The sequence below is a fragment of the Methylobacterium goesingense genome, from assembly GCF_022179225.1.
In the GTDB taxonomy this organism is placed as follows: Bacteria; Pseudomonadota; Alphaproteobacteria; order Rhizobiales; family Beijerinckiaceae; genus Methylobacterium; species Methylobacterium goesingense.
The window spans coordinates 39,509-54,142 of record NZ_BPQL01000052.1; the positions used below are offsets into that span (position 1 = coordinate 39,509).

Below are 14,634 nucleotides of genomic sequence, written 5' to 3' on the forward strand. Positions count from 1 at the left end.
ATAGGAATGTGGCGTCTTTCGAGCCGCAAACGCCCGGCCGCGATTGGGCGGGGATCGGCGGCGTAATCTGTGCGCGTGTTGCCGGCCTGCATCACCCCGGGCCGGGCACGCGTTGACAGGGCGCGGGCGGCGCGCGACCACCCCGGCCATGGCTGCCTACGACTTCACCGCCCCCCGCCTCCACGTCGCGGCCGATCTCGGTCCCGGCGCCGTGCTGCCCCTCGACCGGGCGCAGGCGAACTACCTTCTGAACGTGCTCCGGCGCGGGCCCGCCGACCCGGTGCTGCTGTTCAACGGCCGAGACGGCGAGTGGCGGGCAGAGATCGCGCCGACGGGCCGCAAGAGCGCCGACCTCGTCGTGCGCGAGCGCACACGCGAGCAGCCGCCGCGCGCCGGCCTGCAATACCTGTTCGCGCCCTTGAAGACCGCGCGGCTCGATTACATGGCCCAGAAGGCGGTGGAGATGGGGGCCGGCACCCTGCGGCCCGTGATCACGCGCTACACGCAGGGCGAGCGCCTGAACCTCGACCGCCTGCGCGCGAACGCCGTGGAGGCGGCCGAGCAGTGCGGCGTCCTCAGCCTGCCGGACGTGCCCGATCCGGTGAAGCTCCCGGCGGCGCTCGCCGACCTCAACCCGTTGTGCTTGCTGGTGTTTTGCGACGAGGACGCGGCCGTCTCCGATCCCGTCGAGGCCCTACGGCGCGGGGTGGCCGACCCCGCCGAGCCGCCGCCGCTGGCGGTGCTGGTGGGGCCCGAAGGGGGCTTTGCCTCGGAGGAGCGGGCGCTGATCCTCGCCCGGCCGAACACCGTGGCGCTGTCCCTCGGGCCGCGCATCCTGCGGGCCGACACGGCGGCGGTGGCGGTGCTCGCTTTGGTGCAGGCCGTGCTCGGGGACGCCCGCTGAGAGGCGGTGTGGCGCGTTGTTCGCGCCGGTTCCCTAGCCTATGAGGCACGATATCCCGACAGGGGCCACGCCGCTGCGGTCCGGTGCGCCTCTCCTCCGTACGACCTTCTGCACGAGGCAGCGCATGGCGCGCGATACGTCCGACACGACGCCCCTGACCACCCGGGACGAGCTCATCGCGTGGTTCGCCGAGGGCGAGAAGCCGCGCGCGCGCTTCGCCATCGGCACCGAGCACGAGAAGGTGCCGTTCTACCGCGAGGGCCACCGTCCGGTGCCGTATGCGGGTCCGAACGGCATCCGCGCCCTCCTCGAAGGGCTGGCCCGCGACACCGGCTGGGAGGCCATTGAGGATGCAGGGCACCTGATCGGCCTCGCCGGTGCCGAGGGGGGCGCGATCTCCCTGGAGCCCGGCGGCCAGTTCGAGCTCTCGGGCGCGCCCCTGTCCGACATCCACGCGACGGCGGCCGAGTTGCGCACGCATCTCGACGCCACCGCCCGCGTCGCCGACCCCCTCGGTATCGGCTTCCTCGACCTCGGCATGAGCCCGAAATGGACCCGGGAAGAGACGCCGGTGATGCCGAAGAGCCGCTACAAGATCATGGCGGGCTACATGCCGAAGGTCGGCACCCTCGGCCTCGACATGATGCTGCGCACCGCCACCGTGCAGGTGAACCTCGACTTCGCCTCGGAGGCCGACATGGTCGCCAAGATGCGCGTCGCCCTGGCGCTCCAGCCCGTGGCCACGGCGCTCTTCGCCAACTCGCCCTTTACCGATGGGCGCCCCAACGGTTTTCTCTCGCGCCGCTCCGAGATCTGGCGCGACACCGACCCGGACCGCACCGGCATGCTGCCGCGCGCCTTCGAGCCCGGCTTCGGCTACGAGGCCTATGTCGACTGGCTGCTCGACATGCCGATGTATTTCGTCAAGCGCGGCGAGACCTATCACGACGTGTCCGGCGCCTCCTTCCGTGACCTGATGGACGGGCGCCTCGCCGCCCTGCCGGGCGAGCGCGCCACGGTGTCGGACTGGGCCAACCACGCCTCCACCGCGTTTCCGGAAGTGCGCCTCAAGCGCTTCCTCGAGATGCGCGGGGCCGATGTGGGTGGCCCCGCGATGATCGCCGCGCAGGCCGCGTTCTGGGTCGGCCTGCTCTACGAGCCCTCGGCCCTCGCGGCCGCCTGGGACATCGCCAAGGGCTGGAACGCCTGCGACCGGGAGAACTTGCGCGCCACGGTCCCGCGCCTCGGCCTCGCCGCCCGCATCGCCGGGCGCCCCCTCGGTGCCGTGGCGGCCGAGGCCCTGGCCATCGCCCGCACCGGGCTCGCCGCCCGCGGCCGCCGGGACCCGCAGGGGCGCGACGAGACGCAGTACCTTCAGCCCCTCGAAGCCATCGTGGCCGCCGGCCGCTCCCTCGCGGAGGAGCGCCTCGCGGATTACGAAGGTCCCTGGCAGCGCTCGGTGGAGCCTGCCTTCACCCAGTGCGTATTCTGACCGGGCCGCCGCCCTGGCATGTGTCTAGCCACACGGGAGCGAATGGCTTGACGGTGGCATTCCTGGAACGGATCGCCAACTCTGCCGTTTCCAGGGTGATTCAATCCTGTGACGGAGAACGCTCGCATGTCGCGCATCTTGTCCCTCGCTCTCGCCGGAACCACCGCCGTCGGTCTGTCGGCCGGGTCCTTCACCGCCGCTCAGGCCGCGCCGATGCCCGCCCTGACCGCGGCCCAGGTCGCCGGCGGTAACGCCAGCGTCGAGAACGTCCGCTATCGCGGATACGGGTACGGCTATGGCCGCGGTTACGGTCGTGGCTATTACGGCGGCTACCGCCGCGGTCCCGGCATCGGCGGCGCCCTCGCGGCCGGCGCGGCCCTCGGCATCATCGGCGGTGCCATCGCGGCCAGCCAGGCGCCGCGCTACGGCTACTACGACGGCGGCTATGCCGGCGTCGGGTACGGCGGTGGCTACGGCTACGGTGCCCCGGCCTACGGCTATTACAGCGCCCCGGCCTATGGATACGGCTACCCCACCTACGGCTACGGATATTGACAACCCTGCGGCGGGTGTCCCCCGACACCCGCGAGCCTCGTTCGAATCCCGCTCCCGGCCTCGCCCGGGGGCGGGATTTTTTTGGTCGGGCCCTGTAGACCCTTCGGCTGCGACACGCAGGCGGCCTGTCGGCGACACGCGGACGGAGATGCCCGGTGCAGGATGAAGGCGAGATCACCCATCTCGATCTCAGCGGCCTGAAGTGCCCGCTGCCCGTCCTGCGCACCGCCAAGGCGCTGCGCGGAATGGCTCCGGGCAGCCTCCTCACCGTGATCTGCACCGATCCGATGGCCGCCATCGACATTCCCAACCTCGTGCGCGAGGCGGGTGACGCGCTGGTGCGCCAGGAGCGCGGACCGGACGGCCTGTCCTTCACAATCCGCAAGGGCACAATCCGTAAGGGCGTGGCCGAAATCCCGCAGGTGCCGCCTCATTGATGCGACAAGCCGCTGCTAGATCGCCCTCGACCTGGCCGCTCCCCGCGAGCGGCCCGCCGAGGGGAGAACAGCATGGCGCCCATCATCCGGGGCACCCGGATCGTGCATGACGGCTGGAGCCGGTTCCTCGTCGCGGAAGTGACGATGGCGGACGGCACCCGGCTCGCGCGCGAGATCGAGGATCACGGACGCGCCGTGGCGGTCCTGCCCTACGACCCGGACCGCCGGGTCGCGCTCCTCGTCGAGCAGTTCCGGGCTCCGGCCCTCTACGCGGCGGGCGTCGCCAGCGTCCTTGAAGTGCCGGCGGGCCTCCTCGACGAATCCGAGCCGGAGGAGGGCGCACGCCGCGAGGCCTTCGAGGAGACCGGCCTGCGCCTCGGCGTCCTGGAGCCCGTCACCTGTGGCTGGAGCATGCCCGGGATCTCGACGGAGCAGATGGACCTGTTCCTTGCCGCCTACGCGGCGACCGACCGGATCGGCACCGGCGGCGGCCTCGCGAGCGAGAGCGAGGACATCACCGTGCACGAGATGCCGCTGGCGGATCTCGCCGCCATGAGCGACCGGGGTGAGGTCACCGATCTGAAGACCCTGGTGCTCCTGCTCACCCTCCGGCTGCGCCGGCCTGAGCTGTTTTCCGGAGGGTAAGGCGCCGCGCGGTTCAGCAGGAATCCGGATTGCGCCGGACCCGGGCACCGACCGAGCCGAGGGGCGCGGCGTCCGCGGGTTTACTCGCGCCCTTCCGGAATGCCCGGATGCCGATCCCGACCAGCCGCCAGGAACGCACGAAGTAGCGCCGGAACAGGCGCCGCGGGGCGTGCAGGAAACGGAAGAACCATTCCAGCCCCGCCCGCTGCAGCAAGGCCGGCGCGCGTGGCACGAGGCCGGCGGCCACGTTCATGGCCTCGCCGACGGCGAGCACCACGGGTGCGCCGAGTGCAGCCCCCTGACGGTCGACCCAGATCTCCGAGCGCGGCGCACCGACGCCCAGGACGAGGAGCGTGGTGCCGTGCGCCCGCACGGCCTCGGACAGAGCGCGGCTGTAGGCCTCGTCGGTCTCGAAACCGTAGGGCGGCACCGTCGTGGCGATAGCCTCGCGGCCGATGCCCGCCGCGACGAGGCGCTCGGTCAGGTGGCGGCCCACGGCCTCGGTGGCGCAGACGAGGTAGAGCCGCTGCCCGGCGGGCCAGGGCGGCGCGAGGGCCGCCGCGATGAGATCGTGCCCCGTGACGCGCCCGGCCGAGCGCGCGCCCCGTAGGCGGGCGAGCCAGACCAGGGGCATGCCGTCGAGGGTACGGGCGACGGCGCCGTCATAGGCCGCCCGGAAGGCCGCGTTCTCCGTGAGGGTGACGACGTGGTCGAGATTCGCCGTGACGATGAGGCGGGGCCGGGTCGCCGGCTGGGCGGCGGCGAAGCGCAGGATGTCGGCGGCGCTCCCCGGCGTGAAGGCGATGTCGAACAAGCGAACGTTCATGCGGGTCTCGCCTGCCGGCTGGGGCGTGTCGCCGAGGGGGCCGGATGCGGATCCGATCCCGGCGCGGGGCTCGCTTCGGGAACGACTCGCCTCGCGCAGGCGCGGTTCCGAGGGCGGCGTCGATATGTGCAAGAGGGCGGTCCCTACCTCAGGCATCGACGGCACGGAAGCTGCGCGCGCCCGCCATGGGCTTGGCGCCCGGGGGGACGGCTGGGCGGCGGTCGCGCCGGGCGCCGCGCGCCAGGGCGATGGCGGCCCCGAGTCCAAGCCCCAGCAGCAGCGCGACCGGCAGGACCACCTTCGGCGAGGGCGGCCAGGTGCGCAGCCGCGGCGGCGTCGCCGAGGAGATCACGCGCACGTTCGAGCTGTTCAGGCGCTCCTGCTCGTTGGTCTCGCGCGAGCGGCGCAGGAAGGTCTCGTAGACGGAGCGGCGGGACTCTACCTCGCGCTCCAGTTCGCGCAGGCCGACATTGGCGCGGTCGTTGCCGGCTGTCTCGGTCTTGGCCCGCTCCAGGCTCTTGCTGACGGCGGCCTCGCTCGCCACCGCGCGGTCATAATCCTTCTGCGAGGTGTCGATGATCCGCTCCTTCTCGCGCTGGATCAGGCGCTGGAGGTCGCGCTGCTGGGCGTACTGCTCGGCCATGGCGGGATGGCGCTCGCCGAGGCGGGTGGCGAGTTCGGCGGTGTTGCGGGAGAGCGCGGCGTATTGCTGCCGCAGGTTCTGCATCTCCAGGGATTGCAGCATCTCGGGCAGGGCCGTGCCGGCCTCGCCGGTCCGCATGCGCCGGGCCTGTTCGAGGCGGGACCTTGCATCGGCGGTGCGCAGGTTGGCGGTGACGAGCTGCTGGTTGAGGTCGCTGAGCTGCTGGTCGCTGAGGAGGCGCCCGCTCGTGGTCACGAGCTTGTTCGCCTCCCGGTACTGCTGCACCTTGCGCTCTGCCTGCTCCACCGCCTGGCGCAGGCCGGCGAGGCGGCCGGAGAGGCCCTCCGAGGCGCGCCGCGCCGTCTCGGCCCGCGCGCCCGCTTCCTCGGCGAGGTAGGCCTCCGCGATGGCGTTCGCGATCCGGGCGGATTTCTCCGGGTCCCAGGTCTGGACGAAGATGTCGATGACGAAGGTGCGCTCGGCCCGGCGCACGCCGAGCTTCAGGCGCAGGGTGTCGAGGGCGAGATTGACGGGATCGCGGCTCGCCGCCGGGGGCTCCATGCCGAGGAGGGCCTTGAGCCGGACGATCAGCGGATTGGTCGAGGGGGGGACGACGAACTCCTCGTCGTCGGCGAGGTCGAGGCGTTCCACGACGCGGCGCAGGACGTTGTCGGACTGGACGACGCGCGCCTGGCTCTCCGCGATGGAGACGCCGCTATCGGCCTGCGGCTGTCGGTTGCTGAGGTCGTTGGCGATCACCGGCAGGTCGGCCGGGTCGACCAGGATCTGCGTGTTCGCGGTGTAGTTCGGGCGCGCGAGGTTGAGCAGCACCACCGCCAGGGCCACCGTGACGAGGCCGCCGAGCAGGATGTACGCGCTGCCGCGCCACAGGCGCCGCAGGATCGCCCCGCCGTCGAGGGGAGCCTCGCGTTTCCCCATCAGGACCGGTTCGCCGCCGACGGGGCTTCCGAAGTCGAACATCTGTGTCGTCTCCCGCCTCGACCACCCGCCACCGGCGAGGACCGAGTACCACCCTGAATGCACCTGTCCCGTTCCGCAGCGCCATCCGTATCAAACCGGGACCGGAACGGCAGGGATCGTTACCGATGTGTTAAAGGTCGCACCTGGCATGCCAAGTCGGCGGATTGGCGCGTCCACCGGTGATCGCGGTCCGCCCCCGGCTTGATGTTTGGGCTCTCACGCCGGCCCGGCGGGGTGAGACGCGGCGACGGTCGCGTCGGCCTCTGCATAGGCCCCTCGGCCGATCGCCAGGAAACGGGCGAAGCGCTCCGCATCGGCGCCGGCCAGGGCGTTCCAGCGCGCGACGTTCGCCCGCGCCGCGGCCGGGGCCTCCGCGAAGGCGCTCCGCGCGACCCAGTCCCGGATCGCCGCGGCCGCGCGCGCGGGCTCCGCCGGATCGATGGACAGGCCGGATGTGCCGAGCACCTCGGCGAAGACGGGCCCGTGCGGGGCGGCGACGGGCAGGCCGCCGTGCTGGACCTCCAGCAGGGGCAGGCCGAGGCCTTCCGCCTTCGAGGTCGAGATGAGGAGGTGGCAGCGCTCGACGAGCCGGCGCAGTGCCGCGTCCGCGAGGTAGCCGTGCAGGGTGAGGAAGGGCGGCGGCGCCGACAGGAAGGCGTGGCGTCCCCATCCGACCCGCCCGACCACATGCAGCTCCGCGGGCACGCCCGCCGCATTGAGGGCGGCCACGATGGCGATGGCGGCCGGATAATCCTTGCGCGGCTCGATCGTGCCGATGGCCAGGAGCCGCAGCGGTTCGCCCGGGCGGGGCGTCGACGGGGACAGGTCGCCGAGGCCGAAGACGTCGCGCACCCCCGGCCGGAGCAGGGCCACCAGGGCGTCGGGCGCGCAGAGCGCGCGCAGGGCCGTGCCGGTGGTGCGGGAGTTGACGAGGAAGCAGCGGCCGAACCGCATCGCGAAGGCGAAGCTCGGCACCATGTACAGCCGGCTCTTCCAGTTCAGGTCCTGCGGGCGGTCGAGGAGGAAGGTGTCGTGGATGTAGGCGATGCAGCGTGTCCCCAGCAGCGTCGCGATCGGGCCGGGCGGAAACCCGGGGAAGATCGCCAGCGCCCGGCGGTCGCCGAGCAGTCGCAGGGGCAGGCCGATCTGCTGGGCCAGGATCATGCGCGCCACGCTCGGCGAGCGGACGGGCACGACGGCGTGGGGGCTCAGGCGTTCCGGCCCGAACAGGTCGATCGCCACCCGCTCGATGCCCGTGACGGGGCCGTGCAGATGGGTGTGGTCGACGTAGATCCGGCGCGGGTCCGGAGGGCTGGCCGCCGTCATGGCGCGCTTCCCCGAAAACCTGCCCGCAGACCACCGCGCAGGCGGGCCGCGCCGTAGAGCCCCCGGCGCAACCAGAGCGGCATGCCGCGCCCGAGGAGCGCCTGCTTGAGCCGGCGCGCGGCACGGATCCCCGGACCGGAGGGGCCCGGGACCGTGCCGCTACGCCCGGGCGCGCGCTCCCGCGCCATGGCGAACTGGGCGAGCATCTCGGGGCGGAAGCGGATGCGCCCGGTCCCGGCGCTCGCCGGCCGAAGGCCGTGCGCCACCAGGACGTCGTTGATCTGCATCGCCGCCGACGCGTGGGAATGGCGGCTCTCGACGGCGATCCGCCCGAGGGCGCCGAGGCGGTGCCGCGCCGGCGCGTCGGCGATCAGGGTCCGCAGGGCGGTCTCGAGGGAGCCCGGCACCGGCTCGACCAGATGGCCCGAGACGCCGTCGATCACCGCCGTGGTCAGGCCCGTCGAGCGATAGGCCAGGGTGGGGGTGCCACAGAGGGCGGCCTCCACGGGGGTCTGGCCGAGGGTCTCGTCGCGGCTCGCCGTGACGTAGAGGTCGCAGGCGCCGTACCAGCGCGCCAGGGTGTCCTCGTCGCCGATCGGCCCCGCCGCGACGAGCCCGGGCAGGCCGAACGCCCCCGGATCGTCGAGTCGCCCCACGGCGACGAACCCGATCCCGGGCTTGGCGATCCGCCGCAGGATCGCGGCGAGTTCGGGCGCGCCCTTGCCGGGTGCATCGGCGATCACGGAGGCGAACATCACAAGGATGTCGTCCGCCGGCAGGCCGAGGCCCCGCCGCAGGGCCGCCCGGTCGCCGGGCCGGAACACGCTCGCCGGGAAGGCGAGGCCGATGCGCCCGACGCGGGTGCCGGCTGGCGCGAGGCGGCGCGCGACCGTCTCGGTCCAGTGGGAATTGGCCAGGAGCAGTGGCGCGTGGGCGCCAGACAGCACCGCGCGCTTGTCCGCGTAGGCGCGCGCGATCCGGTTCGGCGCGAGCTGCGGATAGGCGTCCGGCGTGGGGCAGCGCGCGTCGCATCCCGCGTCGATCAGTGGGCAGGCGCCCGGGAAGGCGCAGCGTCCGGTCAGCGGAAAGAGGTCGTGGAGCACGGCGGCCACCGGCACGCGCCGCCCGAGATCCTCCAGGATCGCGGGGCTGCGGGTCGCGCCGTGAAGGTTTCCGGCCAGCACCAGGTCGAACCCGCCGCCTTCGATTGCCGACACCGTGCGGGGGAAGGCCTTGGTCCATTCCGCGGCGGCGGGGGGCGATTCCGCCGCCAGGGTGAGGTGGGCGACGGCGTGGCCCGCCAGCGCCAGGGCATCGGTGAGGCGGCGGTGCCCGATGCCGGCACCGCCGGCATAGCCCCGGTCGGTCAGGCTGGCGATGCGCAGGCCCGCCGGCATCGGCGCGACAGTGTCCCCGGACGCGTGCTGCAGCAGCACCGGACGCCCGACGCGGGAGAGCCGCGCGCTCTGTTCGGCGAGGCGCGGCCAGAGCGCGGCGACCGGATGGGCCGCGCACGGATCGAGCCCTCCGGCGCGCGCCACGCAGGCGCGGGACAGAAGGATTTCGCCCCCGGTGAAGGGGGCGAGGTCGCCCTCGGGCGGCGCGGGGTCGCGTAGGGGACCGGCGGGGGCCGCGCAGGCGTCGAGGCCGAGGGGCTTCGAGGCGAAGACGAGGCGCAGGCCCGCCACGAGGTCGGCCCCGCTCAGGGTCATCTCCAGGCAGAGCGCCGCCAGGGCGCCCGGCGCCAGCAGGTCCCCCGGCCGCAGGACCATCAGGGCGTCGAAATCGGCGTCGGCGCCCCACGTCGCCGGTTCCGGATCACCGGGGGGCACCACCGCGTGCCGCAGGTTCGGATAGGCCTGTCCGTGGACGGAGGCGCGGGTCGCGGCGAGGCCCGGCGCATCCGGGCAGGCAATGGTAAGGATGCGCACGCGCGGCCAAGGGGCACCCCCGGGCAGGACGGGCCACGGCGTCGCGGAGGCGGGCATGCCGAAGGGCCAGTCCGCGACGCCGTGGGCGGCCGGCCCGTAGGCCGAGCCGTCCGCGTCCGGCGCCGTCGTCACCGGAGAGGTTTCCCGCGGGTTCGTCACGTGACGTCGATCGTCCCTCGTTTCCGGCCCGCGCGGATCGCGCTGCCGGCCGGTTGCCCGGACCATGGCGGCGAAGGACTGAATCTTCCGTGAGTCGCGCCGCGTCCCCGTTCAGTAGCCGAGGGCGCAGCCGTCCTTGCGCGGATCTGAGCCGGCGGCGCGCATGCCGGTGGCCGGGTCGATCCAGATGATCTGGCCGCCGCCGATCGGGACCGGTGCCGGCACCGTGAGGTGGCCGCGCGCGGCCAGCCCCTCGGCGAGGCCGGGCTCGAAGCCGCTTTCCATCTCGATGCCGCCGCCATAGGCGAAGCTGCGCGGTGCATCGAGGGCTTCCTGCACGTCGAGGCCCCGGTCGATGATGCCGGTGAGCAGCTCGACATGGCCCATGGCCTGGTAGTGCCCGCCCATCACGCCGAAGGGCGCTACCACCGCGCCGTCGCGCATCAGCATGCCGGGGATGATGGTGTGCATCGGGCGCTTGGACGGCGCGATGGTGTTGGGGTGGCCGGGCTCGACCCGGAACGAGAAACCGCGATTGTGTAGCAGCACGCCGCTCTCCGGCGCGGTGATGCCGCTGCCGAAGCCCTGGAAGATCGAGTTGATCAGCGAGATCGCGTTGCCGTCGCGGTCGACCACGCAGAGATAGACCGTGTCGGTGTGGCGGATCTCCGGCCACAGCACGGGCTCCTGCGCGCGGGCCATGTCGATGGCCCCGTGCGCCCGCGCCTGCCAGGCCTGGGACAGGAGGTGCTCGACCGGCACGGCGTTCACCACCGGATCGGCGAAGAGCGCGTCGCGGTGGTGGTAGGCCTGCTTGCAGGCCTCGGCGAAGAGGTGGACCCGGTCGAGCTCGGACAGCGCGCCGACGTCGTATTGCGAGAGCACGTTGAGCATCATCAGGGCGGCGAGGCCCTGGCCGCTCGGGGGGCACTCGTAGACGTCGTAGCCGCGATAGCGGGTCGAGATCGGCGTGACGTATTCGGGCGCGGCCGCCGCGAAGTCCTCCAGCGTGTGCAGGCCGCCGCGTTCGCGCAAGGTGCGCACCATGTCCTCGGCCACCGGGCCTTCGTAGAAGCCGGGGGCGCCGTGCTCTGCGATGCGCCGCAGGGTGGCGGCGAGCGTCGGGTGGCGCATCGTGGTGCCGACCTTCGGCGCCTCGCCGTCGACGAGGTAGGCGGCGGCCGAGCCCGGATCGGCCCGCAGCTTGTCGCGGTTGCGCGCCCAGTCGTAGGCGACGCGCGGCTGCACCGCGTAGCCCTCCTCCGCATAGCGGATCGCGGGCTGGAGAAGCTCACCGAGACTGCGGGTGCCGTGGTCGGCCAGCAGCCGCCCCCAGGCCGCGACGGCGCCCGGCACGGTGACGGCGTGCGGCGAGGTCGGCCCGATGGCCACGTCGTTCGCGACGTACCAGGAATCGTGCGCGGCCGCCGGGCTGCGGCCGGAGCCGTTCATGGTGACGGGGATGGAGGCGCCCTTCGGCGCGTAGAGGGCGAAGCAGTCGCCGCCGATGCCGGTCATGGCCGGCTCGACCACACCCTGCACCGCCACCGCCGCGATGGCCGCGTCGACGGCGTTGCCGCCTGCTTTCAGGACCTCGATGGCCGCCAGCGAGGCGAGGGGATGCGAGGTCGCGACCGCGGCCTCGGGGGCATAGACGGGCGAGCGGCCCGGTTTCGAGAAATCTCTCACGATGTCGGGTCCTCGAAGGGTCAGGAATAGCGGGTGTCGGCGACCCAATGGCCGGGGGCGACCTCGACCAGACCGCCGATGGCATCCGGGTCGGCGGGGGGCAGGAGGGAGGCGGCGCGCAGACGGGCGCGCTCCTCCACCGGGTTCGGCACCGGCACCGCGCTGAGGAGGCGCCGGGTGTAGGGGTGGCGCGGGTCCTCGTAGAGGGCGTCCGCCTCGGCGAGTTCCACCACCCGGCCGTGCCACAGCACGGCGACGCGCTGGCAGAGATAGCGCACCATGCGCAGGTCGTGGGAGATGAACAGGTACGAGATGCCGAGTTCGTCCTGCAGGTCCTGCAGCAGGTTCACGACCTGGGCCTGGATCGAGACGTCGAGGGCGGCGATGGGCTCGTCGGCGACGATGAAGCTCGGTTTGAGGGCGATGGCGCGGGCGATGCAGATGCGCTGGCGCTGGCCGCCGGAGAACTGATGCGGGTAGCGGCGGGCGAAGCGCGGATCGAGCCCGACCCGGGCCAGCAGGCCCTCGACCTCGTCGCGCCGCTCCGCCCGCGCCATGCCCGGACGGTGCAGCCGGAACGGCTCGGCCACGTAGTCGCCGATGCTCATGCGCGGGTTGAGGGCGGCGTAGGGGTCCTGGAACACCATCTGGATGCGGGCGCGCATCCGGCGCATCTCCCAGGCGGAGAGCTTGGCCAGATCCGTGCCCTCGAAGGCGACGGTGCCTGCGCTCGGCGGGTTGAGCATGGTGACGGCGCGGCCGATGGTGGACTTGCCCGACCCGGATTCGCCGACCAGCCCCAGGGTCTCGCCGGGCCGGATGTCGAAGCTGACATCCTGCACCGCCCGGAACACCGAGCCCTTGCCGCCCCACCAGCTGCGCAGGGGATAGTGCTTGCTGAGATTCCGCACCGAGAGCAGCGGATAGCGGTCGGCGGGCTCTGGCCTCATCGCGCGGCCTCCTCGGCGGCGAGCCGCGCCGGCAGATCGTACCAGGCGGCCACGAGATGACCCGGCGCGGCCCCGGGGGCCTGCGCCAGGGGCGGCGCCTCGGTCAGGCAGCGCGGGGTCGCGTAGATGTTGCGCGCCGCGAAGGGGTCGCCCGCCGGCGGATGGCGCATGTCGGGGGGCGCGCCCTCGATCTGGTGCAGGCGCCGGCGCCCGGCCCGGCCCCGGCTGAGGTCGGGCAGCGAGCGCAGCAGGCCGAGCGTATACGCACTCCGTGGATCGCGAAAAATGTCGTCCACGGGGCCGCGCTCGAGGATGCGGCCGGCATACATGACCTGGACGGTGTCGGCGATGCCCGCCACCACCCCGAGATCGTGGGTGATCCAGACGATCGCCATGCCGATCTCGCGCTTCAACTCCTGCACCAGACCGATGATCTCGGCCTGCACGGTGACGTCGAGGGCCGTTGTCGCCTCGTCGGCGATGAGGAGCTTCGGGCGGCAGGACAATCCGATGGCGATCATCACGCGCTGGCGTTGTCCGCCGGAGAACTCGTGCGGATACTGGTCGAGGCGGGCACCCGCGTTCGGGATGCGCACGAGGTCGAGGAGGTCCTTGGCGCGGGCGCGGGCCGCGCGTCCGTCGAGGCCGAGATGGATGCGCAGAGGCTCGATGATCTGCGCCGCCACCGTCATGCCGGGGTTGAGCGAGCTCATCGGGTCCTGGAACACGAAGCCGATCTGCCCGCCCCGGATGTTTCGGAGTTCGCGTTCCGGCAGGCCGAGGAGGTCGCGGCCCTGAAAGAGCACCTGTCCCCCGGTGATGCGGCCGGGCGGACGCGGGATCAGGCCCAGCATCGCCAGCACGTGCACGCTCTTGCCGGAGCCGGATTCGCCCACGATGCCGAGGGTCTCGCCCTCGGCGAGCGTGTAGGACACGCCGTTGACCGCGTGGACCGCGCCGCCCTCGCTGTCGAAGGCGACGGCGAGGTCGCGGACGTCGAGCAGGGTCTGTCTCGCCTGCGCCATCGTCAGGTCCTCTGCCGGGGGTCGAGGGCGTCGCGCAGGCCGTCGCCCAGGAGGTTGAAGGCCAGCACCGCGAGGAAGATCGAGGCCCCGGGCCAGATCGCCATCCAGGGCGCCTGCTCGAGGAAGTTCTTGGCGACGTTGAGCATCGAGCCCCAAGAGGGCTCGGGCGGCTGCTGCCCGAGACCGAGGAAGGACAGGCTGGCCTCGGCGATGATCGCGGCCGCGATGGTGAGCGTCGCCTGGACCAGGATCGCCGGCACGATGTTGGGCACGATGTGGCGGATCGCGATGCGCCAGGGCGGGTTGCCGACGGCGCGCGCCGCCTCCACGAACTCCTCCGCCGCCACCGCCTGTACCTGCGCCCGGGTCAGGCGCACGAAGGTCGAGGTCGCCGAGAGGCCGATCGCCACCATGGCGTTGGTGAGACTCGGGCCGAGGAAGGCCGCGAGCGCGATGGCGAGGATGAGGAACGGGATCGCCAGGAGCGCGTCGGTCAGGCGCATGATCAACAGGTCGACCACGCCGCCCGCGTAGCCCGCCAGCAGCCCGAACGGCAGGCCCAGCGCCACCGCGAGGGCGACCGAGGTCAGGCCCGCCCCCAGCGAGGCCCTCGCGCCGAAGACGATGCGCGAGAGCACGTCGTGCCCGACCTCGTCGGTGCCGAACGGGTGCGCCCAGCTCGGCGCGGTCCGGATCGCGCTCCAGTCCGTGGCGATGGGATCGTAGGGCGCGATCCAGTCGGCGAAGACCGCCATCAGGATCAGCGCCACCACGATGACGAGGCCGAGCATGGCGCTGCGCCGCGCTTTCAGGCGGGTCCAGAATTCGCGGATCGGGCCCGGCTCGGCGCGGGGCACGGGCTCGGCGGCCGGCAGGGCGACGCCGGCCGGGGCGATGGCGGCCTTGGTCATCGGGGGCCGTTTCCGTTGATCATGTCATCCCCGAAAAGGGCGGGCCTCCCTCCCGCTTGCGGGGAGGGATCGAGGGTGGGGGTGGTTGGGTGGCCCTCGGGGCGCGGAGGCCAGCGGAGCCACCCCCACCTCCAACTCCTCCCCGCAAGGGGGAGGAGAG

At 72.8% G+C, this 14,634-nt stretch carries 13 protein-coding genes; 5 read left to right on the forward strand and 8 right to left on the reverse strand.

The window, feature by feature from the left end; genetic code table 11:
• The first annotated feature begins 148 nt into the window (after positions 1–148).
• The 5 genes from MFF30_RS10030 (at position 149) to MFF30_RS10050 (ending at position 4,033) form a co-directional block, all read left to right on the forward strand.
• Entirely contained in the window at positions 149–904 is a 756-nt protein-coding gene (locus tag MFF30_RS10030) for a 16S rRNA (uracil(1498)-N(3))-methyltransferase (protein WP_238279201.1), read from the forward strand.
• A gap of 124 nt (positions 905–1,028) precedes the next feature.
• A complete protein-coding gene (locus MFF30_RS10035; RefSeq protein ID WP_238279202.1) occupies positions 1,029–2,396 on the forward strand; it encodes a glutamate--cysteine ligase in 1,368 nt (455 codons plus the stop codon).
• Positions 2,397–2,522: 126 nt separating this feature from the next.
• A complete protein-coding gene (locus tag MFF30_RS10040; protein WP_238279203.1) occupies positions 2,523–2,951 on the forward strand; it encodes a hypothetical protein in 429 nt (142 codons plus the stop codon).
• 155 nt (positions 2,952–3,106) lie between these two features.
• Entirely contained in the window at positions 3,107–3,388 is a 282-nt protein-coding gene (locus MFF30_RS10045; protein ID WP_238279204.1) for a sulfurtransferase TusA family protein, read from the forward strand.
• 72 nt (positions 3,389–3,460) lie between these two features.
• Positions 3,461–4,033 (forward strand): NUDIX domain-containing protein, encoded by a 573-nt coding sequence (locus tag MFF30_RS10050; RefSeq protein ID WP_238279205.1) that lies wholly within the window; start codon positions 3,461–3,463, stop codon positions 4,031–4,033.
• 13 nt (positions 4,034–4,046) lie between these two features.
• Here the strand turns inward: MFF30_RS10050 and MFF30_RS10055 are convergent, their stop codons facing one another.
• From MFF30_RS10055 to MFF30_RS10090, 8 genes are all read right to left on the reverse strand, one after another.
• Complete coding sequence (locus tag MFF30_RS10055) at positions 4,047–4,859, reverse strand: WecB/TagA/CpsF family glycosyltransferase (RefSeq protein WP_238279206.1); 813 nt, start codon at positions 4,857–4,859, stop codon at positions 4,047–4,049.
• A 148-nt stretch (positions 4,860–5,007) separates the two neighbouring features.
• Positions 5,008–6,483, reverse strand: a complete 1,476-nt coding sequence (locus tag MFF30_RS10060; protein WP_238279207.1) for a GumC family protein — start codon at positions 6,481–6,483, stop codon at positions 5,008–5,010.
• Positions 6,484–6,699: 216 nt separating this feature from the next.
• A complete protein-coding gene (locus MFF30_RS10065) occupies positions 6,700–7,809 on the reverse strand; it encodes a glycosyltransferase (protein WP_238279208.1) in 1,110 nt (369 codons plus the stop codon).
• Positions 7,806–9,872 carry a glycosyltransferase gene (locus tag MFF30_RS10070; protein WP_238279209.1) on the reverse strand — a complete coding sequence of 689 codons (2,067 nt, stop codon included), beginning with the start codon at positions 9,870–9,872 and terminating at the stop codon, positions 7,806–7,808. The genes MFF30_RS10065 and MFF30_RS10070 overlap by 4 nt, the downstream gene beginning before the upstream one ends.
• A gap of 138 nt (positions 9,873–10,010) precedes the next feature.
• Positions 10,011–11,588: a gamma-glutamyltransferase gene (gene ggt, locus MFF30_RS10075; RefSeq protein ID WP_238279210.1), complete on the reverse strand. Its 1,578-nt coding sequence runs from the start codon at positions 11,586–11,588 to the stop codon at positions 10,011–10,013.
• Between the two features lie 20 nt (positions 11,589–11,608).
• A complete protein-coding gene (locus MFF30_RS10080; RefSeq protein WP_238279211.1) occupies positions 11,609–12,538 on the reverse strand; it encodes an ABC transporter ATP-binding protein in 930 nt (309 codons plus the stop codon).
• Positions 12,535–13,563, reverse strand: coding sequence for an ABC transporter ATP-binding protein (locus MFF30_RS10085; protein WP_238279212.1), 1,029 nt, complete (start codon positions 13,561–13,563; stop codon positions 12,535–12,537). The genes MFF30_RS10080 and MFF30_RS10085 overlap by 4 nt, the downstream gene beginning before the upstream one ends.
• 2 nt (positions 13,564–13,565) lie before the next feature.
• Positions 13,566–14,474 (reverse strand): ABC transporter permease, encoded by a 909-nt coding sequence (locus MFF30_RS10090; RefSeq protein WP_238279213.1) that lies wholly within the window; start codon positions 14,472–14,474, stop codon positions 13,566–13,568.
• Positions 14,475–14,634 lie beyond the last annotated feature (160 nt).